Annotated in this window: 28 protein-coding genes and 1 riboswitch; of the genes, 26 read left to right on the forward strand and 2 right to left on the reverse strand. The window is 45.8% G+C overall.

What is annotated here, in order from left to right:
* Positions 1-172 precede the first annotated feature (172 nt).
* Positions 173-613, forward strand: coding sequence for a hypothetical protein (locus AC6CIF_RS29670; RefSeq protein WP_237178557.1), 441 nt, complete (start codon positions 173-175; stop codon positions 611-613).
* Between the two features lie 639 nt (positions 614-1252).
* Here AC6CIF_RS29670 and AC6CIF_RS29675 read toward each other — a convergent pair.
* Positions 1253-1777 (reverse strand): hypothetical protein, encoded by a 525-nt coding sequence (locus tag AC6CIF_RS29675; RefSeq protein ID WP_076216777.1) that lies wholly within the window; start codon positions 1775-1777, stop codon positions 1253-1255.
* A gap of 501 nt (positions 1778-2278) precedes the next feature.
* Between AC6CIF_RS29675 and AC6CIF_RS29680 the strand changes: the two genes are divergently transcribed.
* The 12 genes from AC6CIF_RS29680 (at position 2279) to rsmI (ending at position 12250) form a co-directional block, all read left to right on the forward strand.
* Positions 2279-2464: a sigma factor G inhibitor Gin gene (locus tag AC6CIF_RS29680; RefSeq protein WP_017691396.1), complete on the forward strand. Its 186-nt coding sequence runs from the start codon at positions 2279-2281 to the stop codon at positions 2462-2464.
* A gap of 258 nt (positions 2465-2722) precedes the next feature.
* Positions 2723-4549 (forward strand): aminotransferase class I/II-fold pyridoxal phosphate-dependent enzyme, encoded by a 1827-nt coding sequence (locus AC6CIF_RS29685; RefSeq protein WP_498202548.1) that lies wholly within the window; start codon positions 2723-2725, stop codon positions 4547-4549.
* 586 nt (positions 4550-5135) lie between these two features.
* Entirely contained in the window at positions 5136-5486 is a 351-nt protein-coding gene (locus AC6CIF_RS29690; protein WP_338707446.1) for a CidA/LrgA family protein, read from the forward strand.
* Complete coding sequence (locus tag AC6CIF_RS29695) at positions 5456-6148, forward strand: LrgB family protein (protein WP_498202549.1); 693 nt, start codon at positions 5456-5458, stop codon at positions 6146-6148. The genes AC6CIF_RS29690 and AC6CIF_RS29695 overlap by 31 nt, the downstream gene beginning before the upstream one ends.
* Positions 6149-6365: 217 nt before the next feature.
* Positions 6366-7013: a dTMP kinase gene (gene tmk, locus AC6CIF_RS29700; RefSeq protein ID WP_221825861.1), complete on the forward strand. Its 648-nt coding sequence runs from the start codon at positions 6366-6368 to the stop codon at positions 7011-7013.
* A 61-nt stretch (positions 7014-7074) separates the two neighbouring features.
* Positions 7075-7404, forward strand: coding sequence for a cyclic di-AMP receptor DarA (gene darA, locus AC6CIF_RS29705; RefSeq protein WP_017691391.1), 330 nt, complete (start codon positions 7075-7077; stop codon positions 7402-7404).
* A gap of 343 nt (positions 7405-7747) precedes the next feature.
* Positions 7748-8191 carry a YaaR family protein gene (locus tag AC6CIF_RS29710; protein ID WP_076216772.1) on the forward strand — a complete coding sequence of 148 codons (444 nt, stop codon included), beginning with the start codon at positions 7748-7750 and terminating at the stop codon, positions 8189-8191.
* A gap of 9 nt (positions 8192-8200) precedes the next feature.
* Entirely contained in the window at positions 8201-9172 is a 972-nt protein-coding gene (holB, locus tag AC6CIF_RS29715) for a DNA polymerase III subunit delta' (protein ID WP_253428866.1), read from the forward strand.
* A gap of 117 nt (positions 9173-9289) precedes the next feature.
* Positions 9290-10090: a PSP1 domain-containing protein gene (locus AC6CIF_RS29720; RefSeq protein WP_053778939.1), complete on the forward strand. Its 801-nt coding sequence runs from the start codon at positions 9290-9292 to the stop codon at positions 10088-10090.
* 28 nt (positions 10091-10118) lie between these two features.
* Positions 10119-10487, forward strand: a complete 369-nt coding sequence (gene yabA / locus AC6CIF_RS29725) for a DNA replication initiation control protein YabA (protein WP_017691386.1) — start codon at positions 10119-10121, stop codon at positions 10485-10487.
* A gap of 95 nt (positions 10488-10582) precedes the next feature.
* Positions 10583-11362 (forward strand): tRNA1(Val) (adenine(37)-N6)-methyltransferase, encoded by a 780-nt coding sequence (locus AC6CIF_RS29730; protein ID WP_076216770.1) that lies wholly within the window; start codon positions 10583-10585, stop codon positions 11360-11362.
* Complete coding sequence (rsmI, locus tag AC6CIF_RS29735) at positions 11363-12250, forward strand: 16S rRNA (cytidine(1402)-2'-O)-methyltransferase (protein ID WP_076216769.1); 888 nt, start codon at positions 11363-11365, stop codon at positions 12248-12250.
* Between the two features lie 278 nt (positions 12251-12528).
* Here rsmI and AC6CIF_RS29740 read toward each other — a convergent pair whose 3' ends face one another.
* Positions 12529-12783 (reverse strand): AbrB/MazE/SpoVT family DNA-binding domain-containing protein, encoded by a 255-nt coding sequence (locus AC6CIF_RS29740; RefSeq protein WP_017691383.1) that lies wholly within the window; start codon positions 12781-12783, stop codon positions 12529-12531.
* Positions 12784-13100: 317 nt separating this feature from the next.
* On the opposite strand from AC6CIF_RS29740, the gene AC6CIF_RS29745 reads away from it, so the two are divergent.
* From AC6CIF_RS29745 to glmU, 13 genes are all read left to right on the forward strand, one after another.
* Positions 13101-14378 carry an HD domain-containing protein gene (locus tag AC6CIF_RS29745; RefSeq protein ID WP_498202550.1) on the forward strand — a complete coding sequence of 426 codons (1278 nt, stop codon included), beginning with the start codon at positions 13101-13103 and terminating at the stop codon, positions 14376-14378.
* 332 nt (positions 14379-14710) lie between these two features.
* On the forward strand, positions 14711-15481 hold the full coding sequence (locus tag AC6CIF_RS29750) for a TatD family hydrolase (protein ID WP_179087975.1): 771 nt from the start codon (positions 14711-14713) through the stop codon (positions 15479-15481).
* A 241-nt stretch (positions 15482-15722) separates the two neighbouring features.
* Positions 15723-15976, forward strand: a riboswitch (cyclic di-AMP (ydaO/yuaA leader).
* Between the two features lie 273 nt (positions 15977-16249).
* Positions 16250-17434, forward strand: coding sequence for a resuscitation-promoting factor (locus AC6CIF_RS29755; protein WP_498202551.1), 1185 nt, complete (start codon positions 16250-16252; stop codon positions 17432-17434).
* Between the two features lie 155 nt (positions 17435-17589).
* Positions 17590-18135: a ribonuclease M5 gene (gene rnmV / locus AC6CIF_RS29760; protein ID WP_017691379.1), complete on the forward strand. Its 546-nt coding sequence runs from the start codon at positions 17590-17592 to the stop codon at positions 18133-18135.
* Positions 18136-18139: 4 nt separating this feature from the next.
* The gene (gene rsmA, locus AC6CIF_RS29765) at positions 18140-19042 is read left to right on the forward strand and encodes a 16S rRNA (adenine(1518)-N(6)/adenine(1519)-N(6))-dimethyltransferase RsmA (RefSeq protein ID WP_100528122.1); all 903 of its coding nucleotides are present in this window, start codon (positions 18140-18142) and stop codon (positions 19040-19042) included.
* 59 nt (positions 19043-19101) lie between these two features.
* Positions 19102-19998 carry a sporulation peptidase YabG gene (gene yabG / locus AC6CIF_RS29770; protein WP_017691377.1) on the forward strand — a complete coding sequence of 299 codons (897 nt, stop codon included), beginning with the start codon at positions 19102-19104 and terminating at the stop codon, positions 19996-19998.
* A gap of 153 nt (positions 19999-20151) precedes the next feature.
* The gene (veg, locus tag AC6CIF_RS29775; protein ID WP_017691376.1) at positions 20152-20427 is read left to right on the forward strand and encodes a biofilm formation stimulator Veg; all 276 of its coding nucleotides are present in this window, start codon (positions 20152-20154) and stop codon (positions 20425-20427) included.
* A gap of 250 nt (positions 20428-20677) precedes the next feature.
* Positions 20678-20854 carry a small, acid-soluble spore protein, alpha/beta type gene (locus AC6CIF_RS29780; protein WP_017691375.1) on the forward strand — a complete coding sequence of 59 codons (177 nt, stop codon included), beginning with the start codon at positions 20678-20680 and terminating at the stop codon, positions 20852-20854.
* Between the two features lie 149 nt (positions 20855-21003).
* The gene (gene ispE, locus AC6CIF_RS29785) at positions 21004-21858 is read left to right on the forward strand and encodes a 4-(cytidine 5'-diphospho)-2-C-methyl-D-erythritol kinase (protein WP_026081373.1); all 855 of its coding nucleotides are present in this window, start codon (positions 21004-21006) and stop codon (positions 21856-21858) included.
* A 97-nt stretch (positions 21859-21955) separates the two neighbouring features.
* On the forward strand, positions 21956-22783 hold the full coding sequence (purR, locus tag AC6CIF_RS29790) for a pur operon repressor (protein ID WP_017691373.1): 828 nt from the start codon (positions 21956-21958) through the stop codon (positions 22781-22783).
* 188 nt (positions 22784-22971) lie between these two features.
* Positions 22972-23256 carry a septation regulator SpoVG gene (spoVG, locus tag AC6CIF_RS29795; RefSeq protein ID WP_017691372.1) on the forward strand — a complete coding sequence of 95 codons (285 nt, stop codon included), beginning with the start codon at positions 22972-22974 and terminating at the stop codon, positions 23254-23256.
* Positions 23257-23339: 83 nt separating this feature from the next.
* Positions 23340-23534: a hypothetical protein gene (locus AC6CIF_RS29800; RefSeq protein ID WP_124118801.1), complete on the forward strand. Its 195-nt coding sequence runs from the start codon at positions 23340-23342 to the stop codon at positions 23532-23534.
* Positions 23535-23611: 77 nt separating this feature from the next.
* Positions 23612-25003 (forward strand): bifunctional UDP-N-acetylglucosamine diphosphorylase/glucosamine-1-phosphate N-acetyltransferase GlmU, encoded by a 1392-nt coding sequence (gene glmU / locus AC6CIF_RS29805; protein WP_244988576.1) that lies wholly within the window; start codon positions 23612-23614, stop codon positions 25001-25003.
* The last annotated feature ends 20 nt before the right edge of the window (positions 25004-25023 follow it).

Genomic DNA, 25023 nt, shown 5'->3' on the forward strand with positions numbered 1-25023 from the left:
TGTTTATAAGGATTAGATACGGTGAACGGAAGCTCTGACATGATCGATACTGGAAGGTAACATTTTTGTTACGGATAACAGCGGCAAAACCAGTATAATAGGACTATGTTAAATATGCTAAAAGTACCTGACCACAGAGCTGGAATGTGCAGCTGTGAAAAGGAGGGTGTGTGTGTTAAGTTGGCGGAGACTTGGACTACAATCATTTCTGTTGCTTTGTTTGACCGTTGTTCTGGCAGGATGCGGTGAAGCTACAGGATCTGTATGGACTTCATATGAAGGTGCGGTGAACGAGAAGAGTTTTCCGGTGCCTAAAGTAGCGAATAAATCTGACCAGTCTGAAAATAATTCGGATATGGATTATGTTCGATATACGCTGTCTGGTATTAGTGAGAGTACTAGCTTGCCTGAGGTATATCTAGACGAGATTAAAAGCTGGGGTTGGACAGAGAGGCAAGCCAAGGGTACATCCAATGAATCCAGTACCTTGCGTGTATTTGCAAAGGAAGGACATACTGTGCATTTAGCAGTACATGATGGTTCCTTTACACTAATGGTTCCTAGAAATGATGCTACTCAAACGACAGTTAAATCATTGGCTGAAGACGATTGAGCTGCTGTGTGTAAGGTTGTATATGATTAATTAACGCTGTGATGTTCCTTATAATATAGTAAAGCTCCCGTGTACTTGATCGGGGGCTTTTTGTTATTTGGCGAAGTGGGCTTTAGTAATGATGGGAGAACCCATCACGTATGGTGGATCAGAGGTCATAAAGGTACAGAAGGAATGGAGTAGTTTCTTTCGTACATGTGTAGGTGGTATGTGTGCTTGAAGCATAGGGGAGTGTAGAGCGCTAAAAGTAGAGGGGGAGAAAGGTATTGAGGTAATGAATAGCTGATGGAAAGCAGCTTGAGGGCATATAGAGCTGAGACTGAGTGAGAGATCGCTCAAGGTGTAAGTTCTACAAGATATCTGGGGTTATGAGGATATGGAGCAGCGGGAGGAAAAGAGGAGAAGAACGGAGTCACGAGTGGGGATAACTCATTTAACTATGCCCATGCTGTGGATAATGGATGAGAAGGGAACAAGAAATAAAGGTTATCCACAGTGGATAACCTTTATTTGAGCATATGAGGATGAGTCAACTGAACGATACACGATTATGTTTTTGCATCAGATTATTCGAAGGGCTCAGCGGTTATGTATTACAAGTAAGTAAGGCACATTGAGTATTGCATAAATGAGGGAGTGTTATTGCAGATAATATGAGACATCTTGTTCATTCAATTTGATGAGTCCATCTTTGCGCTCACGGGAGAGAACCATTACAACATACAAGCGAGGACCCAGCAACCACAAATGCCAGAAGATCAGCGAGAGGGTGAAAGACAATGGCGACCATATCAAACATACTGTAATGATACATAGTCCAATCCAGCTCATGTTAAGGTGTACCCGGACAAACATACGGAAGCTAAAATGCTGATCAGGGATATAACCTAACCAGGGCATACGCAGATTCCAGCGCCAGCGTTTGGCGTAAGAGGTACGGACCAGAAGTAATATGGTTCTGGCGATGACATAATGAATCCAGATGGTGATTGGACCTGCCAGTACAAAAAAGAAGAGGCCAGTCCAGGAGAATGCGAGTAGATTGAATAAGAGCATGATGACCGGCAGACACAGATAGCTGTAAATGACACTGCGGGCGATAGCCTTTTTTTTCAGAAGCCGGTATTGATAAAATGTTGCTTTATTCTCCGGTTCGGCGATCATACGATTATATATCCTCCTTGGATTCACGTTGTGTGGGGTAGGTATTTGTTTGCTTACACGAGTAAAAGGGAATGAATCATGCATGTATGTATGTATATATGAACCTTGTATCTCACGCCATGACAATTGTACAAGATATTGAGATTCGATGGAGCTTATCTCAGTATACTCTCGAATACATGGACTGTCAGGCTTTGATATCGTTATCATGTATTATATATCGGCTGGGATTCCAAGTTTTTTTAAGGAAATTGAATATAAGTTTGAGTCAGGTCAAGGGATACGTGATGTAGAGGTAAATGGCGTTGGCTTGTAGGATTACTGTATATACATAAGCAGGTGATGTTCTTGTAGGGAGAATGATTGTATTTTTCGGTACAGACACCCAAGAGGGGGTGGGCGAATATATATATTTTATAGAAAGAAAGCACTATGAAAATGTTTAAAATAATAGAAACTGTGCAATACTGATAGTAAACGTAAAACAAGGTGGGATGGTTCATGGAAGAACATGCCGAACACACATGTATTATCTGCGAGCAAAGAAAAAGAGAAGGCATTTTTATTGTATCTGAATTCATATGTGACACTTGTGAAGCAGAAATGGTTCATACCGACGCGCAGGATGCCAAGTACAATTATTTTATTCATCAAATGAAGCAAATTTGGGTACAAAAAAACGCATAATGAATGTTGCTAATAGAAGTAGAAGCGAAACATCACATTGTAACGATGCTGATGTGTATAGAGGCCCAATTGGGCCTTTTTCTGTTTTTAAGAGGAGAGAATGTCTTGTTTGCCATCTTGGGAAGGCGTATGCTGATATAATGGTATAGATCATTTGCAGTAATGCGTGTGGAGATAGGGAAAAAGGGTGTTCCTTGGATTAGGAAGCATTAAGAAGCGCATAGGACGCACATTATATATGTACAGGATGGTTATTTCATGGATCATAAAAATAAATCAAGTAGAGCCCCTTTATATGAAGCGTTGCTTGCGTATCGTGATTCGAAGCAGCGTTCTTTTCATGTGCCTGGGCATAAGAATGGACAAGCTTATCGACATTTGGTAGAACAAGCAGAAGCAGGGCAACCTCCAGTTAAAGATATCGTCAATGAGGAATACCCGCATAACAGAGAGATCCAGAATGATGGAGGAAAGAGTTTTAACCAGAAGGTAGAGCGTTTCAGTTCGGTGGATGAACATGGGGCTGATCTGGAGAGCGGGAAACATTTTGGTGACGAAGGGGTTCGTTCGGAAATAGAACTGACACCAGTGCGTTCATTTCTGGAGATGATGGAGATGGATGTTACGGAGATTACGGGCACCGACGATTTGCATCATCCAGAAGGTGTGATCCAGGAAGCGCAGGAGCTTGCGGCAGATTGTTTTGGTGCGGAGGAGAGTTTCTTCCTTGTGGGAGGCAGTACTGCAGGTAATCTGTCTTTATTGCTCACCGTGTGTGACGAGCCAAACAGTATTGTGCTGGTGCAACGGAATGTGCACAAATCCGTTATTCACGGGTTGATGCTGGCAGGCGCAAGAGCTGTATTTCTGGAGCCGTGGGTTGATCCTGCGTCTGGACTTGCGGTCATGCCGTCGGTGGAGACGGTTCAGGCTGCTGTCCAGTCCTACCCTGAGGCAAAGGGCGTATTAGTCACGTTGCCCAATTATTACGGCATGGGCGCAGATCTGACGCCCATAGCCGAGGTATGCCACGCCGCTGGCATGCCATTGCTCGTGGATGAAGCGCATGGCGCGCATTATGGGCAGCATCCGGAGCTGCCTGTCTCTGCACTGTCATGCGGAGCAGACGGTGTCGTGCAGTCGACACATAAGATGCTGACCGCCTTCACCATGGGTGCCATGCTGCACATTCAGGGACCGCGATTAAACCGGTCCCTGTTAAGGCAGCGTCTGGCCATGGTGCAAAGCTCAAGCCCATCATACCCGGTGATGGCTTCGCTTGATCTGGCGCGCCGGCTGCTGCAGGTGCAGGGCGCGAACACATTCACGGCGGGGCTCGCCGCCGTGAATGCCTTTAAGCGCGGCCTCGCGGAGCTGCCGCGCTTTCAGTTGCTGCAGCCTGCGCAGCCGCTGCAGCCAGAACCGCCAGCCGGAACAGCGAAGCCGGCTGGCATGTCCGTGTCCGCTGCGCAGCAGACACGGGAGGGCCTGACCGCGGCGGCGATGCCAGCTGCCGCGGGGTATACCGCTCAGGACCCATTCAAGGCCGTCATCTATGACGGCACAGGGGTGCTGAGCGGTTATGGGCTACAGCAGCAGCTGGAAGCACGCGGCTGTGTGCCTGAGATGAGCGACGAAAGGTACGTCGTCTTGCTCTTCAGCCTGGGCTCAACGGTGCAAGATGCCCAGCACCTGTTGCAGGCTTTACACCATATCAGCTCTGCCAATGGGCATGAGCAGGTCCAATCTAATGCAGAGTCATCTCATCAGCTTGCGAAAGGTTCGGCGAATTATATTTCCACGTGGAACAATTTACAAGAAAAAACTCGCTACTCGGAACCGATCTCCTTTACACTGCAACCGATTGTGGAGACGGATACGATCATTGTCCCGATAGAAGAAAGTGCGAGTTGTCGATCAGCCGAGATGGTTATTCCGTATCCTCCAGGGATTCCGCTTGTATATCCGGGTGAACGTATTAGTCTATCGATGTTGGCACGTATACAACTCCTGCGGGATGAGGGTGCAAAGTTTCATGGGGTATCAGATGCATCTTTACAGTCATTGAAGGTCATGAAGGATTGAAGGACGGATGAAAAACTGAATTGCATTCACCAATAGGTAGGCAATATGACCAATACGGATAAGCGATACCGGACCCTACACATGTGAGGGTCTCTTGGTCATTAATCTAGTTGCTAGGGTGTGTCTTCAAACTCAGGCATGCAATACGTTGAAGGATATAAGGGTCCAACAGCTTGAAGTCAGGGATTGCTGATCCTGACGAATTGTCCAGACGACTTTCCAAGGAACCGATGACGTCTTATTTAGCTTTCGAGTCCTCCTTTTATTTTGTAAGGAACCTGAGACACGTTATTAACCAAATTCACCTAACAAACACGCTGTAAACGGATGGTTATTCCAATATAGCGTGTTTCAGATTCCTTAGATTGCTGCGGGCGCTTCAAATCGCTGAATAAGACGTCACAGGGTCGTTAGCGCTCCCGCTCCGTGCCCTGCTCCAGACACGTTCAGTTTGAAGACACGCTCTAGTTCAACTTATACAGATAGACATAAGAAAGAAGGGAACACTCTGGGTATTCCGCTAAAAAAATATACAGGAATAGTCCTGCAAGTTTTGTTGATGTACGGTTTTTATTGGATTGGAAACTTGATTCAAGCTGTACTACATCTGCCGTTAACAGGAAGTATTGTGGGCATGCTGGTATTGTTTGTCGCCATTCAACTGGGATGGATCAAAATGAGCTGGGGAGAAGAAGGGTCGACGTGGCTTCAATCTCATCTGCAATTGTTGTTCATCCCGCCAACTGTGGGCATTATTAATCATTTTGATTTTTTTAGAGCGAACACCTTGTTATTGGTTCTGGGTTTGATCGTTAGCACATTAATCACATGTCTGATATCTGCCAAATTAAGTGAGTGGCTCATGACATGGAGATCGTCTCATTCAGGCAAAAAGGAGGCGATCACTTGTCAGCATTCATCCTCGGAATTGGAATGATCGCGCTAACCATCGCTGTATATATTCCAGCCACTCGTTTATATAAAAGGCTGAAATGGCCGATCCTTATGCCTGTACTCACAACGACTGCCATCCTGATTCTGATATTGGTGATTTCCGGTATAAAGCTGGATACATACATGCTGGGTGGCAAATGGATACAGGAGCTCTTGGGCCCAGCAGTTGTATCGCTCGCTTTTCCCTTGTCCAGACATCTGAATGTGCTGAAGCAAAATATCATTCCAATTGTGGGTGGAACAATCGGAGGCAGTATTACAGGTATCGCTACAGGCGCTTTAATCGCCATTCTGCTCGGCTATCCGCAAGAGATGGTCATCGCTTTATTGCCAAAATCAGTGACAACTCCTGTGGCTATTCAACTCGCTAATCAGGTTGGTGGGAATGCCTCATTCACATCGCTGTTTGTGATGATTGCAGGATTCTCAGGGATATTATTGGGGCCGATGCTCTTGAAATGGGCCAAAGTCCGCAGTAAACATGCCTATGGGATTGGACTGGGTTCAGCATCTCATGCCCTCGGCATGGCAAGGTCTTTCGAATATGGAGAGAATGCGGTAGCCCTCAGTTCAGTTTCCATGATTGTCAGTGCCATTGCCGGATCAATTATGCTTCCATTATGGGTATGGATCATCTACGGTTGAACGCTTTACTTTGTTGTTCATGTTGGAGTAACTGCTGACCTATAGTATGATAGAAAGAAACAAGCTTGTATGATCTTGGTGTTATTAATACGTACCGATATAGCTGTAGCTATACACCTCTGGGCGGGGGATATCATATCTTGTAGCAAGAGGGTCTAAGCATATTCAATTACAGCAGCAATAGATGCAATTATCGACATAGAAAGCAGGGAAGCATATGCAGGGCAGAGGTAAATTCATTACGCTGGAAGGGGGAGAGGGTTCCGGTAAAACAACGATGATCGGTAGAATAGGTTCTTATTTTGAAGAACGGGGTATACCTTACGTAGTTACGCGAGAGCCTGGTGGAATTGAGATTGCGGAGAAAATACGTTCAATTATACTGGACCCTCTTCATACGGCAATGGATGCTCGAACCGAAGCGCTATTGTATGCAGCTGCACGCAGCCAGCATCTGGCGGAGAAAGTAGAGCCTGCGCTGAGAGCTGGAAAAGCAGTCATCTGTGACCGATTTGTCGATAGCAGTCTGGTCTATCAAGGCTACGCCCGTGGACTCGGGATAGAGAATGTATGGGCTATTAATCGCTTTGCGATTGGTGATCTCATGCCGGATGTGACCTTATATTTGGACATTGAGCCTGAAGTGGGGCTTGGTCGGATCGATGCTCACGATGGCCGGGAAGTGAACCGTCTGGATCTGGAAAATCTGGAGTTTCATCGTAAAGTCCGAGAGGGTTACTTCCTATTAAAAGAGCAGTTCCCGGAACGGATCAGGGTTATCGATGCTTCCATGAAGCAGGAGGATGTCTTGGCAGCAATGATTTTGTCGCTGGAAACAGGGATTTTGAAGGATTTTGACGAGTAATTGTCTAATATATAGACAGGGCATTTGATAAAGGTGCTTATTCTAAAGGAGGTTATGCAGGATGAAACTGATTGTTGCGATTATACAGGATAAAGACAGCAACCGATTATCCAGCGCATTGGTCAAAGCAAACTTTCGGGCAACGAAGCTTGCCAGTACGGGCGGATTTTTGAAGGCAGGCAACACGACGTTTATGATCGGTGTCGATGATGGTCAAGTCGAATCCGTAATGAACGTCATTCGCAGCAGCTGTAAGGTTCGTGAACAGCTCGTGACTCCGGTCACACCGATGAGTGGAACAACCGACTCTTACCTGCCGCTACCTGTTGAAGTTCAAGTAGGCGGAGCTACTGTATTTGTTCTCCCAGTAGATCGCTTCGAACATTTCTAATTAAACCTATTGCATGGATCCCATGAGGGTCCTTCATGATCGATAGCATGTTGGAAACGATGGATGCAAGAAGAGTTAACAGAGTTCGTGCGTGCCAATTATGGAACGCCTTTCTTGATGAGAAGAATCAGCATACTCTTTCCGGATGAGTATTTTCCAGCTGGGGAATGGTTCATTTCGGAAAGAGGTTGACTACAAAGAACAAGTCCTTGATGGTGATGTGTATCTACCATTATATATAGAGTGTGATCAGCATATATAAAAGCCTCATTCACACGCACAGGCGCAACGCGCACTGTGCTGATGGGCGATTGGCTAACTATGATAGAAAGCGGGCGTATCCATGAAAATCAATCCTGGATTCAGACCGATTCAGAGCGGGATCAGTACTACTGATTCAGGTTCCAAACCGGTTCAATCCAAAAATTTCTCTGATATGATGAATCACCAGGGGGAACGGGCCTCACAAGCTGAACTGAATCGCCGGTTTAGTGAAATCCAGCTTCAGGGCGATCGCTTGGCACGTTCCATGACGATTCGTGAACTGAAGGCGTATAAGCAACTTGTTAAAAGGTTCCTGGAAGAGACCGTTCGTCGCGGTGTATCCATGAAAGAGACAAGGGGTTGGGATCGTCGTGGCAGAGGCAAGCGGTATAAGCTGATTGATGAAATTGACTCCGCTCTGTTATCCATGGCTGATGAACTATTGGATACAGAAGAAGGAAAAATCTCTCTATTACAACAAGTAGGCGAAATTCGGGGGATGCTTATTAATTTAAGCTTCTGAGGAGGAAGTATGTCCTTTCAACAGATTATGGGTCAACAAGCGGCCAAGCAAATGTTACAAAGCAGTTTGAGGCGTCAGGCGATAAGCCATGCGTATTTGTTTAGCGGTCCAGCTGGTAGCGGGCAACGGAAGACGGCAATTACCTTTGCCAAGGCAATATTCTGTACAGAGCTTGAAGATGACGCATGCGGGCAGTGTCTTGAATGCCGTAAGGTAGATCATGGTAACCATCCGGATCTAACCATGCTTGCGCCAGATGGAAACAACATTAAAATAGATCAAATCCGGGATCTGCAGCGTATTTTTTCATACCGATCCGAGGCAGGACATCCCAAAGTATATATTATAGAACAAGCTGAGAAAATGACGGTGCAGGCAGCAAACAGTTTGCTCAAATTTCTGGAAGAACCGCAGGTACCAGCAGTTGGCATCCTGATTACAGATAATGGACAGGCCATGTTGCCCACGATCCGCTCACGCTCCCAATTGGTACCGTTCAGTGCACTGAATCCGGAAGAGATGCTGCAATCTCTGATCGAGGAAGGGCACCCTGCCAATCTGGCTCGCTCTGCCGTCCATTTAGCGTCAGGATTGGAAGCATGTAGAGAAATTCTCCAGCAGAATTGGTTTGCAGAAATTAGAAACGTAATGTTACAATTAGGGAAGGAGTCCCTGGGTAGAGGAAGTACATCATTGATCTCTGCACAGCAGAAGCTTTTTAAAACCGGACTCTCTGAACATCTGGACATGTTGCTTAGTTTGTTCCATCTATGGTTTAGGGACATGCTGTATGTTCAGTACGATAGGCATGAACATATCGTTTTTATAGATCAGTTAGACATGTTATCTCAGTTGGCACATACCCGCAGCACAGAGCAGTGGGTCTCCTATATGGATATGGCCGCAGCATGCAGAAAAAAATTGCGTTTCAACGTCAATGGCCAGCTTTGTCTGGAGCAATTTTTGATCGGTTTGGCATAAGACTGGGAGAGGGCAGAGTTAGCTCCAATCATATGCAAACGGTTATAACTTCGGCCGGTTCCCTAAGAAGACGGGGCTTCAGACGAAGTGGGGTTGGCTTACAAGGGGGTTAATTTTTTGTACAGTGTAGTGGGTGTCCGTTTCAAAAAAGCGGGCAAAATTTATTACTTCGATCCCCTGGACCTTCCCATTGAGAAAGAAAACTGCGTTATCGTGGAGACAGCGCGGGGGGTAGAGTACGGTAAGGTTGTTGTTGGTAAGAAGGAAGTGGGCGAGTCCGATGTGGTGTTGCCGCTGAAGAAAGTCATCCGCGTTGCGGGCGAGACAGATGCCCGTGTGGTTGATGAGAACAAGCGTGCAGCCAAAGAAGCATTCGGTACTTGTTTAAATAAAATCAAAGACCATGGCCTCAAAATGAAGCTGGTCGATGTGGAATTTACGTTTGATCGCAATAAAATTATATTTTATTTTACAGCTGAAGGAAGAGTTGATTTCCGGGAGCTGGTCAAGGATCTGGCAAGCATATTCCGGACACGAATCGAGCTGAGACAGATTGGTGTACGTGATGAAGCGAAGATGCTTGGCGGAATCGGACCTTGCGGCCGTGTGTTGTGTTGTTCTTCCTGGCTGGGAGACTTTGAGCCGGTATCAATCAAGATGGCTAAAGATCAGAGCCTGTCACTGAATCCGACGAAAATTTCAGGGTTGTGCGGAAGACTCATGTGCTGTCTGAAATTTGAGCATGATAACTATGAAAGTGTGAGAGAAGAACTGCCAGCTGTAGGCAAATTGGTCGTCACCTCATTGGGTGAAGGAAAAGTTGTCGGAATTAATGCCGGTAGCCGCACAGTCCATGTTCAACTGTTCGACATCAGTAAAGTCAAAGAACTTCCGCTGGATGACGTCGTTATCAAGTAAACCATAAAGGTTGCTTCGGGGTGGAAACTTGGAAAAGAAAAATCTGTTTACGCACATTCATGAAATGGAAACCCAACTGGGTCAGTTGCACGGTGATTTAGGAGAGTTAAAAATGATTGTGAAGGAGCTGCTTGAGGATAATCAGCGGCTTACCATCGAGAATGAGCAGTTACGCAAACTGCTCAAACGTGAGGCTCCGGCAGATCTGCCGATCTCCTCAGCACTCGCTCCTGTAGCAAGACCAGCAGGTCCGGCTACAGGCGAGGATGTTGTGGGTGAAGGGTATGATAATCTGGCTCGGTTGTATCACGAAGGCTTCCACATCTGCAACGTCTATTATGGACATTTGCGGACGGAAGGCGATTGTCTGTTCTGCCTGTCTTTTTTGAATAAATGAAGTGACCGTAGGGATCCCCTACGGTTTTTTTTCAAGGTTATAAACCTAAACTAAACAAACATGAGATATAGAGTACCGGAGGATGAGCGTAACATATGAAAGCAAATGAAGTTGTGTTACATGAGTCAGAGCGGATTGATGATCTGCTCTCTCATGATCTGAGAATCATTCAAAGTGATGAAGTGTTTAGTTTTTCGATGGATGCCGTATTATTAGCCCGGTTTGCTTCCGTACCTAAACGGGGTCGTGTACTTGATTTGTGTACGGGTAACGGGGTGGTTCCCATACTGCTTACAACGCGTACGCAGGCCAGTCTGGAAGGGATCGAGATTCAGCCACGTTTGGCTGATATGGCGCGTCGAAGTGTGCAGTTGAATGAACTGGACGAGTCGATTATGATTCGTGAAGGTGATTTGCGAGAATTGGTGAAAGAAACAGGACATGCTGTATACGATGCAATAACGGTTAATCCTCCATACATGCCTTTGAATGGTAGTGATCTTAAAATGAACACACATCAGGCTATGGCACGTCATGAGATCGGATGTACGCTGGAAGAAGTGATCCAGGCTTGCAGTCGACTTGTACGTAATGGTGGCAAAGTATCGATGGTTCATCGTCCACAGCGGCTTGCAGAGATTATCTCGCTCATGCGCGAATATAAGCTGGAACCAAAACGGATTCGGATGGTACATCCCCGTGCTCATCTGGAAGCCAACATGGTTTTAATTGAAGGAATGAAAGATGGTAAACCAGAAGTTAGGATGCTTCCTCCACTCATTGTCTACAATGAAGAGGGGACATACTGCGAAGAGATTATGGATATTTACTATGGTCAGCAACATGCTGAGCGTACAACGAAAGGAGGACTTTAGATGACTTTGCATATTCAGAAAAGCTATGTGGAGCAGCCTGAAGGATCAGGCAAGCTATATCTGGTTGGAACACCCATTGGTAATCTGGAGGATATGACATTCCGGGCGATCAAGACATTGCAGAGTTGTGACATCATTGCGGCAGAAGATACACGTCAGACCCGAAAGCTGCTTACCCATTTTGAAATTACACCTTCGATGCTGTTTAGTTATCATGAACATAATAAGGGAGCAAGTGGCCCTGAATTGATACGCTATATAATAGAAGGAAAAAATTTGGCACTCGTCAGTGATGCCGGTTTGCCAGCTATTTCGGACCCTGGTTCTGACCTTGTACAGCTTGCACTGGAAGCCGGAATAACGGTCATTCCCATCCCGGGGCCCAACGCTGCGTTGTCTGCTCTGATCGTGTCCGGATTACCGACGGAGCGTTTTACATTCGGCGGTTTTTTGCCGCGGGAGAAAAAGGACATGCGAAAAGTGCTGGAGGCTTTTGACGAATCCAATGGGACTTTGTTATTTTATGAATCGCCTCACCGTATTCGGAAAACATTAGTCCACCTCGAAGAGATTCTGGGTGATCGTTCGATTGTCCTGGCTCGTGAACTAACCAAGCGTCATGAGGAATTCGCAAGGGGCACCGTGAAGGAATGTATAGACTGGCTTGAAGAACATCCGCCTCTTGGCGAGTACTGTTTGCTGGTAGAAGGCATTAAGGAAGAGGAGCGTAAGGCTGAGCGCGAAGCATGGTGGCAACTCATGTCACTCGCGGATCATGTCAGCCATTATGAGGGTGAAGGACATAACCGCAAAGATGCAATGAAAAAAACGGCTACTGATCGCGGCCTGACGAAGCGTGATGTATATAATGCATTAATCGAGCAGTAATCTAATCAAATACCTTCTGTTGTGGGGAACATAACCTGAAAAGAAGCTTATATCCAACCTTAGTGGAATATTAAAAAGAGCAGAGTGTCTAAAAAAAATCCGAACAAATTTCATCGTTCTTTCCCAGTTCGCATGTGACAGAATCATTTTGGGTAATGGAACCCATAACATGGAAAAAAAATACCTTCCGCGGTGGGGTTCACACCGGGAAGGTCATTAAGGAATATTAAAAAGGTTAGAAATAACAATTTAGATAAGTCCAGTATACCTGGTTTTTCTTATTTTGCTACAGGTGCAGGGATTTCGGAAATACATTCGTTACAAACAATTTTACCTTTGAAGTAAGTAACGTTCTCTGCATTACCACAGAAGATACAAGCAGGCTCGTATTTTTTCAACATGATGCGCTCGCCGTCAACGTAGATTTCCAGAGCATCTTTTTCACCAATACCGAGCGTACGGCGCAATTCAATTGGAATAACTACCCGTCCCAGTTCGTCCACTTTTCTTACAATACCTGTTGATTTCATCATTATAATCAGTGCTCCTCTCAGCTAACTATCTTTGTCATTATTCGACATTATTTTATGTTTTATGATACTCATCATACCAACGATTCCCAAATCAGTCAACCTTAAAATTAGCTTAAAATTAAGGCTGTTTTTCACAAGGTTACTGGTGGTAAGGGATTGGAAGCCATTTTTCGCATTTAAACCTCAATGTCAGCTTTGTCAATTTGGAAAACGACAAAACTACTTCATTCGACAAAATTCGTCATATGGTGTCGAATCTCAGGTGAATCGCAGAGCTCAAAGCGTTAATATAAAAGAAATTAAAGGAGTGAGTCGACATGGAACAACGTTTAACGGAAGAGAAAGTATTCAAAGATCCGGTACATAATTATATCCACGTGCAAGATCCAGTTATATGGCAGTTAATTAACACCCCGGAATTTCAGCGTTTACGCCGGATTCGTCAGCTGGGTACTTCTTACCTTACCTTTCACGGAGCAGAGCATAGTCGGTTCTCACATTCACTAGGTGTTTATGAGATCACCCGCAAGATCATCTCTCAATTTGAAAGAAGTCATTATTCGGATTGGCCGAAGGAAGAAAAGATTGTAGCTCTGTGTGCAGCTTTACTTCATGATCTCGGGCATGGGCCATTCTCTCACTCCATTGAGGAAGCTTTTGACATGAATCACGAAGATTGGACTTGTCGCATTATTAAAGGTGATACCGAAGTAGGGGCGATCTTAAGACGGTATGCTCCTGATTTTCCTGAGAAAGTCGCGTCTGTCATTCAAAAAACGTATGAAAAGCCGATTGTGGTGAACTTGGTGACCAGTCCGCTTGATGCAGATCGAATGGATTATTTGCTCAGGGATGCCTATTTTACAGGTGTAAATTACGGCACGATTGACCTTGATCGTATCCTTCGGATGCTGCGTCCTTATCATGGGCGAATTGTAGTCAAGGAGTCAGGCATGCATGCTGTGGAGGATTACCTAATGTCTCGGTATCAGATGTATTGGCAGATTTACTTCCATCCGGTAACTCGTAGTTCTGAAATTATATTGCGGCAAATATTCAAGCGAGCGAAAACACTCCTACAGCATGGTTTTCAATTTCGCTTCATGATTGATCCACTCCCTCAACTATTTGAAGGAGAATTATCCGTAGATGAATATTTGCAGTTGGATGAAGCATTAATTCAGACGGCATTTACGCAGTGGCGCAAGGAGGACGATACTGTTCTGAGTGAGTTATGCGAACGTTTTATGGATCGCAAGTTATATAAGTATGTAGAGCTTGAACAGGTCGACTTGACAATGATGGAAGAGATTCGGGAAGCTTTTGTACAGGCAGGTCTCGATCCCGAATATGATCTTGAAATTGATTTTCCTTCGGATAATCCGTATGATGTGTTTCGTCCGGATGAATCCACAGATAAGCAGATTCTTCTTCTGGATCGACAGGACAATTTACGTGAGTTGTCAGAAGTATCTGACATTGTCCGTTCCATCAGTGGGCTTCACCGAGGGAAACATCATTTGTATTACCCGCAAAACAAGGTGGATGCGATTATTCACGAATTACCGTCACATATACGCCCCTATTTCTTGTAATCGTGTGGGTATAATCCAATGAAGAATTTCGATATCAAAACACTTTCTAAAAGAGCTATTTTTCATGATACAGTAATCTGCTTTAATGGGGAGTATATGTAGATCGACATAATTTTGTAAATGCAAGCAGGCAGAATGAGCACAATCAACAATATATAGATCAGAATATCCGTATATCTTCTATATATTGTAGTTGTGAAGAAACAAACGTAATGATGTAATACACAGATTACCCAAAATGTTTTATGTATGAGTCATTGAATTATTGAATTTTACAAATTGAATTTTCAGAAGAAGATAGTCGTTATTTCGACATGAAGGGAGATACAGACATGATGCTGTTCGACACACATACACATCTGGATGCACCACAATTCGACGAGGACCGCGAGGACATGATTCAGCGTGCTGTGGATGCAGGAGTTGGTCGCATGATCAACATTGGCTTTAACCGGGAGACGATTCCAACCACAATGAAACTCGCCGAAACATATGACTTTATATATGCAGCTGTAGGGTGGCATCCCGTAGATGCGATCACAATGCAGGAGGGCGATTTGGAGTGGATTGCATCTTTATGCAAGCATGAAAAAGTGGTTGCGATCGGTGAGATTGGGTTGGATTATCACTGGGATACTTCACCGAAAGAAATACAGCATCGCGTATTACGACAACAAATTGCTTTGGCGCGTGAAGTGAACATGCCAATTGTCATCCATAATCGGGATGCACATGAGGATATCATAAGAATTTTGCGTGAAGAGAAGGCGGGGGAAGTTGGTGGTGTGATGCACTCGTTCTCGGGCAGCTGGGAAACAGCAAAAAGTTGTCTCGATATGGGCTTCCATCTCTCCTTCGGAGGACCGATCACATTCAAAAATGCAAAGCAGCCCAAAGAGGTGCTGGAGAAGGTTCCTATGGACCGGTTTTTCATTGAAACAGATGCTCCATATTTGACACCTCACCCTTATCGTGGGAAGCGAAATGAGACAGCGCATGTACGTCTGGTTGCAGAGGCAGCTGCGGAAATTAAAGGCATTTCGGTGGAGGAAATTGCTGCAATAACAACCAAAAATGCCATGGAACGATTTGGGATTCGTTAAAAAAACGAGCAAATGAGGTGAAAAAGGCAGGTAAGCGGAGGTAATTTGCCCTTTGATCCAAATAAATCAAGAATATTACAATATTTTAACCAAATATTCAGAAAAACGTACTTGATCAACGCTTTACAACATGCATCAAAACAGGATATCATCTTTTCAGTGAATTGTTGTGCGGAAAATTGGACAGATGTTCGGGGGATGAACAAAGGGACACTTTCCGATGAAACAACATTACTTTCATGAATCAGTCTCGCTGAGTCTCCGTTATCGGAGAGCGGGGGAACCAATAGGGCTTAAACATCGGTGTATTTGGCCGATGCGCAACGTTCGCTGACCCAAAAGCAGCGAAGAGAACTGCGAAGCCGTATTTGATTTCTTCTTTGGGTCTCGGGGTGAATTCAAGGGCGTCCGCCATGAGCGGGTGACCCAAGATAGGGCGGCTCTCTTTCGCCCGAACCCGACAGCTAACCTCGCAAGCGGAAAAAGAGAGGCAACCTCGTGCATGAATTTCCGATATTCAAAATCATTCGGAAGCCACGAAAGAGTTCCTCTTACACTCTTTCTTTGGCTTTTTTGTTTTTGAATAAAAGAAATATTGTCATCATACGGTAGGTATTCAGGAGGATGACATCATGTTGCGAAGATTGATTCATGGTGCAGAACCGGATTATGTTGGTCCAATCTGTGTTCTGTAGAAAATTTGGTATAGTCACGTCAAAGACATCATGCATTACTTTAGACGACGAGGCTATGAAGGAGGACGGAGAAGTGGGCACATTCCAACCAGAAGAGACCCATGAGTCACGATCATCCAGTAAGTCTTTCGCGTTGCGGTGGAAGCATGAGAACATGCGTCAAATGGCATTGATCGCGATTTTCTCAATTGCGCTTACAATCATGATCTTGTTAGTCGTTTACGGTCAGGCCGGGAAACAAATTTCACTGGTTATTGACGGCAAAGCTCAGGTGGTAGAGACTCGTACAGGAATGCTTCAGGAAATGCTGGAGGAGCAGTCGATCACAGTCAGCCCTCACGATAAGGTATCCATGTCCATGAACGGGGCGATTACAGATGGAGACCGAATCGTTATTGAGCGGGCCGTTCCAGTTAACATTACGGCAGACGGAGACACCAAGACTCTGTATACAACCGATTCATCGGTAGAAGATGCAATTCAAAAATCAGGTATTCAAGTTGAAAGTAATGATAAAGTGTATCCGGCGCTTGGAACTGCGATCAAAGCGGATATGAAGATCCGTGTAGTGCGCGTAACAAAGCGTACAGTGAATGTAGAGCAACCGATTGCTTACAAAGTCATTAAAACGGCTGACCCTAGCTTGTACAAAGGGGATAACCGTGTCGTTGTAAACGGCAAAGAAGGCAAACTTGTGCAGCATATCGAAAAGGTATTTCAGGATGGAGAACTGGTCTCCAAAAAAATGGTCGGCAAATCTGTCGCGAATAATCGTGTAGATAAAGTGATCGCTGTCGGCACCAAAGCAAAACCGGTCGTGAAGGAACCTGAGATTCAGACCGTATCGGCTCAAACGTCAACAACCAAAAAGGCTACAACAACGAACTCGAAGAAAACATCTGCCTCGGGCAGCAAAGTAATTACCGTATCCGGGACTTCTTTTAAATACTCCAAAGTACTTAAAAATGTATCCATGACTGCCTACTCTTCCGAAGAGCCTGGCATTGGTACTAAAACGGCTTCTGGTACTCGTGTAACAGAAGGACGCACCATTGCGGTTGATCCCAAAGTCATTCCAATTGGCTGGTGGGTATATATCGAAGGTCTGGGATTCCGTCGTGCGGAAGATACAGGCGGTGCTATTAAAGGCAACAAAATTGATGTATATTATGACAGTGTGAAGCATGCCCTGAATTTTGGACGTAAGAAAGGCAAGACGGTCTACGTGATCGGTCCAGTGAAGCCGGAAGCGAACTAAAATCGTTTTACTTTGAAATGGGAATGCTATAAAATAGTTGCATGAATGATTCATGCGGAATATGCGGCGGAGGAGTCTGAATTCAGTCTCCCCCGCCGTTTGGCAGAGAAGAGGATATTCCTCTTCTTTTTGCGTTAGAAAGGAAGAAATGGAACATGATAAAAGAAGTCATTGTGGTGGAAGGCCGTGACGATACGGTAGCTATCCGTCGGGCCGTTGAAGCCGATACCATAGAAACAGGTGGATCAGCCATCAACCAACGCATTCTGAAGCGGATTGCGCTTGCTCAGGAGAGACGGGGAGTCATTGTACTGACCGATCCGGATCATGCTGGCGAACGCATTCGTAAAATTATTGCGAACAAGGTGCCAGGCTGCAAACATGCCTTCATTCCGGAAGCCGATGCAACGCGCAAAGGGGACATTGGGGTGGAGAATGCCTCACCAGAGGCGATCCGTCATGCTCTGGCGCGTGTACATACTTCATACGAAGGTGCTCCGAGCCTGATTGATTGGGAGGACCTGATCGCGGCAGGACTTATTGTGCATCCGCAGGCTGCTGCACGTCGCATGGAGATGGGCAATCTGCTGGGCATCGGTTATTGTAACGGGAAGCAGTTCCACAAACGTCTCAGTGTATTTCAGATTACAAGGGAAGAGTTCTCTACAGCATTAGCGCAAATTGAACGTGAAGGATTGTGAGCATATGAAGAACATGGAAGAGACGATTGAAATTGCAACGCCAAAGCGTACGAAAGAGATTATTCAAAGACACGGATTCTCATTCAAGAAAAGTCTGGGTCAGAACTTTCTGATCGATCAAAATATACTGAACAAAATCGTTAATGCGGCCGATCTGGACGAGTCCAAGGGCGCACTGGAGATCGGGCCTGGTATTGGAGCCCTCACGGAGCGACTGGCTCGGGTAGCCGGTCCCGTCACAGCCGTAGAGATTGACCAGCGCTTGATCCCAATCCTGGGAGAAGTGATGCAGCCTTATTCAAATGTACGTGTTCATCATGGCGATGTGTTAAAGCTTGATCTGGCTGAGTTGTTTAATACGGATTTTGCATCCGTGGACAAAGTCAGTGTTGTGGCTAACCTGCCTTATTATGTAACGACTCCAATCATGATGAAACTTCTGGAAGAGAAACTGCCGGTAGACAGCATTGTTGTCATGATCCAAAAAGAAGTGGCTGAACGCATGGCTGCTGCACCGGGATCAAAAGACTACGGTAGTCTGAGCATCGCAGTTCAGTACTACAGTATGCCGGAACTTGTGTGTATTGTGCCTCCTACGGTCTTCATTCCGCAACCTAATGTGGAATCAGCTGTCATTAAGCTGAAGGTGCGTGAGCAGCCACCAGTGGAGATTCCGGATGAAGCACACTACTTCGAAGTGGTACAGGCTTCTTTTGCCCAGCGGAGAAAAACAATCTCAAACAACTTGAAGGCACGTTTCTTCACAAAGGAGAACCGGGAACAGGCAGACATTCTGCTGGAGCAGGCAGGTATTCAACCGTCCCGGCGTGGAGAGACATTGAGTCTGCAAGAGTATGCCACACTCAGCACCGTAATGTGGGAAGCAGGGGTACGTGCAGCGCTGTAAAATTTGAATGAACCAAACCGGGTCTTTGCCCATACGATGGGGTAGAGGTGATTACGTTGATGAATATCGGAGACTTGGTCGTTCGGAAGTCATACGGCGGCGATGTGACTTTTCGGGTGGAAGGCCTCCAGTTGGATGCTGCGGTCATTAAAGGGACTGAGTTCCGGCTGATTGCCGATTCCCCGGTGGACGATTTGATACAGGTTCCCTACGAACCACAAAGCGCCAAGACCAGACAGGCGCATATTAAAGCACATCAGACCCTGTCCCGTCTGCAGCAGAATCGTATGGAACAGGCTGAGCGGAATCGGGAAGGTCTGGTACAGGATTGGTCTGCCCAGCAGGAACCGGCTTATTTTGAAATGCCTGGAAAGGTACTTCATCTGGATGGAGATCCGAACTATTTGAAAAAAAGTATGGATCTCTATGAGCAACTTCGTGTGCCCGCAGAGGGACAATATGTCCATGAATCGGCAATGGCAGATACCTTATACCGCTTATTACCCAAAGTACGTCCGGATATCGTAGTTATTACGGGTCATGATGGGGTGCTAAAGACACGTCAGCCCTATGACTTATATAGTCTTGGTAGCTACAAGAACTCGCAAAATTTTGTGTCGGCCATTCAGGTGGCCAGACAATATGAACGCCATTTGGATGCACTCACTATTGTGGCAGGGGCCTGTCAGTCCCATTTTGAGGCACTGCTGCGCGCTGGAGCGAACTTTGCCAGTTCTCCAGGCAGAATTCTCATTCATGCACTTGATCCGGTCTATGTGGCAGCTAAGGCCTCCTTTACCTCTGTGCGCGATACGGTCAACATGAGTGATGTTCTGCACAATACCATCAGTGGTAGCCAGGGTGTGGGTGGTGTCGAGACACGGGGGAGTTACCGGGTAGGTCTGCCTGGGCTGAATGATTTATCTACGCTAAAAGTGAACCCGTCGGCAGTCTGATGTAGGCCATTTAAAGTCCCAATTTGGGGCTTTTTTTGTTTGCAAAAAAATTCATTGACAACAACTTTTTGATGCTGATATAATAATTAGTTTTGATTTGACAATGACTGTAAAATCCGGTATAATGGACAAGAAAAGAGGTGGTCGTCGACAATGGCTAAAAACACGCTGTTGGATATCAAACGCAATCTCGATGCACATATTGGTCAGAAAATTATGCTGCGGGCTAATGGTGGCCGCCGTAAGACCATTGAGCGTACGGGTGTATTGGAAGAAACGTACCCTTCTGTTTTTATTGTTAAGCTTGATGAGGAGCAAGAAACCTTCAAGCGAGTTTCTTATAGTTATGCGGATATACTTACGGAGTCGGTGGAAGTCATGGTTTATGACCCGGGCAGCCAGACGCATAGCTCCTATATGGAGACGTAAGTATCGATTTACAGGCGATTCGCCCCACAAGGCGGATCGCTTTTTTGTTTTCTTTAAACACCAATTCTCCCTCTAACGTAACCCATACATACTCAGGAATGAGCGAGGAACGGTCGCGGCATACTATATGGACAGGTGAAGGGACAGTTTCTTAAGCAATGCAGGAAACTGAATTTGGCCTGATGGCAAGATGTCCAAAACGTGAACGAACTCATCACATTATGAAGGATACTTTGGAGGAGGATGGTTCATGAGTCGCAGAAGAAGAAGTGTCATGTCAGAGGATCTGAAGAATGAGCTCGCGAAAGACCTGGGCTTCTATGATACTGTGCAACAGGAAGGTTGGGGCGGAATTAAAGCCAAGGATGCAGGAAACATGGTGAAAAGAGCCATTCAACTTGCTGAGCAGGCTGCGCGCAAATCTTAATCCGGTTCAAGCAGACTGAAAAGCGGGGAAATCCGTCAGGAATAACCCCGCTTTTTCCCCTTAGATGTGGAATACAAATGACTTGACAGCCCCATTTTGATATAATATGTTAAGTTGTCTTAGGGAAAAGGTGAGGACGGGTGAACGCCTTGAAAATTTACGAAAAAGCGCCTGCTAAAATTAATTTGATGCTGGACGTTTTACATAAAAGAAGCGATGGATTCCATGAAGTTGAAATGATCATGACCATGGTCGATCTGGCTGATCGACTGGAAATGTCGGAGCTGCCGCGAGATACTATTTTCATCTCCAGTCAGGCAGGTTATATCCCGCTCGACGAGAAGAATCTGGCTTTCCAGGCAGCCAGACTCATTAAGGAGCGCTATAACGTGCGTACGGGCGTCCATATTCATCTGGATAAAAAGATTCCAGTTGCAGCCGGACTTGCCGGCGGCAGCAGTGATGCAGCAGCAGCGCTGCGTGGATTGAACCGTCTGTGGCGGTTGAATATACCGGATCACGAACTGCAGGAGCTTGGAGCTGAACTTGGGTCAGATGTTCCATTCTGTATCACAGGAGGGACTGCACTCGCTACAGGCCGTGGTGAGAAGTTGACTCCCATTCCTAATCCGCCGCAATGCTGGGTAATTCTGGCCAAGCCTCCGATTAATGTGTCTACAGCCGATGTGTACGGAAGGTTCCGCAGTGACAAGATTGTTCGTCATCCGAGTGCAGCTAAAATGGAGCAGGCTATTCGCAATCAATCATTTACGGAAGTCTGTGACCAGATGGGCAATGTGCTTGAAGATGTAACGTTGAAGCTGTATCCGGAAGTTCAGCATCTGAAGGATGCCATGATTCGATTGGGTGCAGACGGCGTGTTAATGTCTGGTAGCGGTCCAACGGTATTTGGTCTGGTTTCCAAAGAATCGAAGGTTGCCCGGATATACAATGGTCTACGTGGGTTCTGTAAAGAAGTGTACGCTGTACGTATGTTAACGTAAAATTCGCTTTTATAATGTACAAACACGTATAAAGGTGTTATATTCTTAAATAATTATTCGGATTTGGATGTTTCCGTGATCGTGAGGATGGATCTCTGTGAAGAAGTTAAAACGAAGCGCAAGGCTGGTTGAAATGACGCAATACTTATTGTCCAGACCGCATACGGTTATTCCGTTGACCACATTTGCCGAACGTTATGGAGCCGCAAAGTCTTCAATTAGTGAAGATTTGGCGATTATCAAGGAAGTGTTCGAAGAAGGTGGGTCAGGAGAACTGCATACACTGGCTGGAGCAGCCGGGGGAGTAAGATGGATTCCGAAGGTATCCCGAGAACTGGCACTGGCATTCGCGGAGCGGCTCTCGACCCAGCTCGCGCAACCTGATCGGATCTTGCCTGGAGAATACCTGTACATGTCCGACTTGCTTGGTCAGCCCGCATTGATGAATGAAGCCGGCAAGATTTTTGCAACGGCCTTTGGCAATATGAATATTGATGTGGTTATGACGGTAGAAACCAAAGGAATTCCACTGGCTTATGCGACCGGAGCCCAGCTCAACCTGCCTGTCGTGCTCGTACGCAGGGACCATCAGGCTACAGAAGGATCGGCCGTAAGTATCAATTATGTATCCGGGTCCCATAAAAGTCTGCATACCATGTCTCTCTCTCGTAGGGCGATGCGTGAGCATTCCAGAGTACTTATTGTGGATGACTTCATGAAGGCCGGGGGTACGGTGCAAGGGATGATCGATCTTTTGGCCGAGTTTAATGCTACAGTTGCCGGGGTAGGGGTACTGGTGGAATCTGGTTCTGTAGATTCAGAAGAACGCCTGTTAACAGATTACGTATCTCTGGCGAAACTGACAGCGGTTGATGCCAAGAGCAGACAGATTTCCGTCAAGCCTGGCAACTATTTTGACCTGTAGAAAGATGACGAATGTTATGTCGTTAAAAGGTCTTTTCCATCGACCTGGCATGAACGTTGTCGAATTGTGTATTAAATAAAAAAATTCCTGAAATTAGGAAATTTTTGTGGTTATAAAAAGAAGGAGTTCGTATATGCTGTGTGGAATTATACACCAAGTTCTGATGGAAAAAGGTGGTGAACACACACATGCAAATTACGGATGTCAGACTCCGCCGTGTTAACTCGGAGGGGAGAATGAAGGCTATCGCATCCATTACCATCGATAACGAATTCGTCGTTCATGACATTCGTGTCATTGATGGTAACAACGGAATGTTTGTTGCTATGCCGAGCAAACGTACTCCTGATGGAGAGTTCCGTGATATCGCCCACCCGATCTCTTCCGGTACGCGTGAGAAGATTCAGGCAGCAGTTTTGACTGAATACGATCGTGCGGCAACTGAGGAAGAAGTCATTGAAGAAGGTGCCTGAGAACATTATTGGGGTTCGAAGGAAAAGAGAGCCATGTCTTATGGCTCTCTTTTCTTTTTGACCGGAATAAGATATATTCAGTATTGAGTTTATTAGCAGAGAACAAAAAGCGCATCGTGCGCTTGGTGGCAGGGCGGCATCTTAGGAATCATTGGGATTCGGTTAAGCTCGCAGGTACACGGCGTATACATATAGGTCACGATTCGTTGGTGTCCGCGTTGTTACGTGTGATTACAGAGACAGCAGGCGATGAACAGGACCGGCTTGAAGCCGGCTGAACGATACTCATTGGATATAGATCAGCAATGCATTTCAATGGGATTTTCAGAACAGGAGGTCGTTAATTTTGAAACGAATGGCAATCGTTCTTGCCGCAGGGCAAGGGAAACGAATGAAATCAAAATTGTACAAAGTACTGCATCCCGTATGCGGTAAACCTATGGTTGGACATGTGCTGGATGCAGCACTCAGCGCAGGCGTTGAACGCAGTGTAGTTGTAGTCGGTCATGGTGCCGAAGCGGTGCAGTCATTTTTGGGTTCCAGAGCAGAGTATGCACTTCAGGCGGAACAATTGGGTACAGGTCATGCAGTGAAGCAGGTTAAATCCTTGCTTGGCGGTGAAACTGGATCTACAATTGTGGTCTGTGGAGATACACCACTTGTGACCAGTGAGACGTTGGAAGGTCTGATGAAGCTGCATGAGAGCAGCGGAGCAGCAGCGACAGTTCTTACGGCTCAGTTGGACAATCCCAAAGGATATGGCCGCGTTATTCGCGGAGAAGATGGATCTGTACAACGGATTGTGGAACAGAAGGATTGCACGGAGCAGGAAGATGCTGTGAATGAGATTAACACGGGCACATACTGTTTCGATAATGCAAAATTGTTCGCTGCCCTGGAAAAAGTGACGAACCAGAACGCTCAGGGAGAGTATTATCTCACAGACGTAGTTGGCATTTTTCGCAATGATGGAGAAGTGGTTGAGGCTTACATGTCAGATGACATTGCAGAATCCATCGGGGTTAACGATCGACTTGCACTTTCGCAAGCCGAAGCCTTCATGCGTGAACGTCTTGCCGTACGCCATATGTTGAACGGTGTGACAATCATTGATCCGTCATCGACATATATCGGAGCGGATGTTACGATTGGAGCAGATACAGTTTTGTATCCGGGGACGATCCTCAAAGGCACAACTTCCATCGGTGAAGCATGTCATATTGGTCCTCAGGCAGATGTGGAAGACAGCGTTATTCAGGACGGAGTTACGATTAAACATTCGGTAGTATCCAATGCCGAGGTTGGTTCTGATGCAACGGTAGGTCCATTTGCTAATTTGCGTCCAGGGACCAAACTGGGTCGCAACGTAAAAATTGGTGACTTTGTTGAAGTGAAAAATGCTACAATTGATGAAGGTTCCAAAGTATCTCATCTCAGCTATATTGGAGATGCCAAAGTAGGGAAAAACGTAAATGTTGGATGCGGGGCAATAACTGTCAATTATGATGGTTATAATAAAGCTGTGACAACGATTGAAGATGATGCTTTTGTAGGCAGCAACGTCAATCTGATTGCACCGATTACGGTAGGAAAAGGCGCTTATGTGGTTGCTGGCTCCACCGTTACCCATTCCGTTCCCGAGAATGATCTGGCCATTGCTCGTCCACGTCAGGAGAATAAACCTGGTTATGCGGAGAAGATTCGCGGACGTGCCAAAGCCAAGAAACAAAATGCCAAACCCCAATAAGGGGTTTTGATAACAAGATT

The sequence above is a fragment of the Paenibacillus sp. GQ49 genome, assembly GCF_059759055.1.

Coding starts and splice junctions, on each gene's coding strand:
- holB (WP_253428866.1), top strand. CDS start 8,201: ATGTCCTTTCAACAGATTATGGGTCAACAAGCGGCCAAGCAAATGTTA.
- AC6CIF_RS29780 (WP_017691375.1), top strand. CDS start 20,678: ATGAGTCGCAGAAGAAGAAGTGTCATGTCAGAGGATCTGAAGAATGAG.
- spoVG (WP_017691372.1), top strand. CDS start 22,972: ATGCAAATTACGGATGTCAGACTCCGCCGTGTTAACTCGGAGGGGAGA.
- AC6CIF_RS29740 (WP_017691383.1), bottom strand. CDS start 12,783: ATGATGAAATCAACAGGTATTGTAAGAAAAGTGGACGAACTGGGACGG.
- darA (WP_017691391.1), top strand. CDS start 7,075: ATGAAACTGATTGTTGCGATTATACAGGATAAAGACAGCAACCGATTA.
- AC6CIF_RS29745 (WP_498202550.1), top strand. CDS start 13,101: ATGGAACAACGTTTAACGGAAGAGAAAGTATTCAAAGATCCGGTACAT.
- veg (WP_017691376.1), top strand. CDS start 20,152: ATGGCTAAAAACACGCTGTTGGATATCAAACGCAATCTCGATGCACAT.
- AC6CIF_RS29685 (WP_498202548.1), top strand. CDS start 2,723: ATGGATCATAAAAATAAATCAAGTAGAGCCCCTTTATATGAAGCGTTG.
- AC6CIF_RS29675 (WP_076216777.1), bottom strand. CDS start 1,777: ATGATCGCCGAACCGGAGAATAAAGCAACATTTTATCAATACCGGCTT.
- AC6CIF_RS29680 (WP_017691396.1), top strand. CDS start 2,279: ATGGAAGAACATGCCGAACACACATGTATTATCTGCGAGCAAAGAAAA.
- rsmA (WP_100528122.1), top strand. CDS start 18,140: ATGAAGAACATGGAAGAGACGATTGAAATTGCAACGCCAAAGCGTACG.
- AC6CIF_RS29730 (WP_076216770.1), top strand. CDS start 10,583: ATGAAAGCAAATGAAGTTGTGTTACATGAGTCAGAGCGGATTGATGAT.
- yabG (WP_017691377.1), top strand. CDS start 19,102: ATGAATATCGGAGACTTGGTCGTTCGGAAGTCATACGGCGGCGATGTG.
- glmU (WP_244988576.1), top strand. CDS start 23,612: ATGGCAATCGTTCTTGCCGCAGGGCAAGGGAAACGAATGAAATCAAAA.
- AC6CIF_RS29750 (WP_179087975.1), top strand. CDS start 14,711: ATGATGCTGTTCGACACACATACACATCTGGATGCACCACAATTCGAC.
- rnmV (WP_017691379.1), top strand. CDS start 17,590: ATGATAAAAGAAGTCATTGTGGTGGAAGGCCGTGACGATACGGTAGCT.
- rsmI (WP_076216769.1), top strand. CDS start 11,363: ATGACTTTGCATATTCAGAAAAGCTATGTGGAGCAGCCTGAAGGATCA.
- tmk (WP_221825861.1), top strand. CDS start 6,366: ATGCAGGGCAGAGGTAAATTCATTACGCTGGAAGGGGGAGAGGGTTCC.
- AC6CIF_RS29710 (WP_076216772.1), top strand. CDS start 7,748: ATGAAAATCAATCCTGGATTCAGACCGATTCAGAGCGGGATCAGTACT.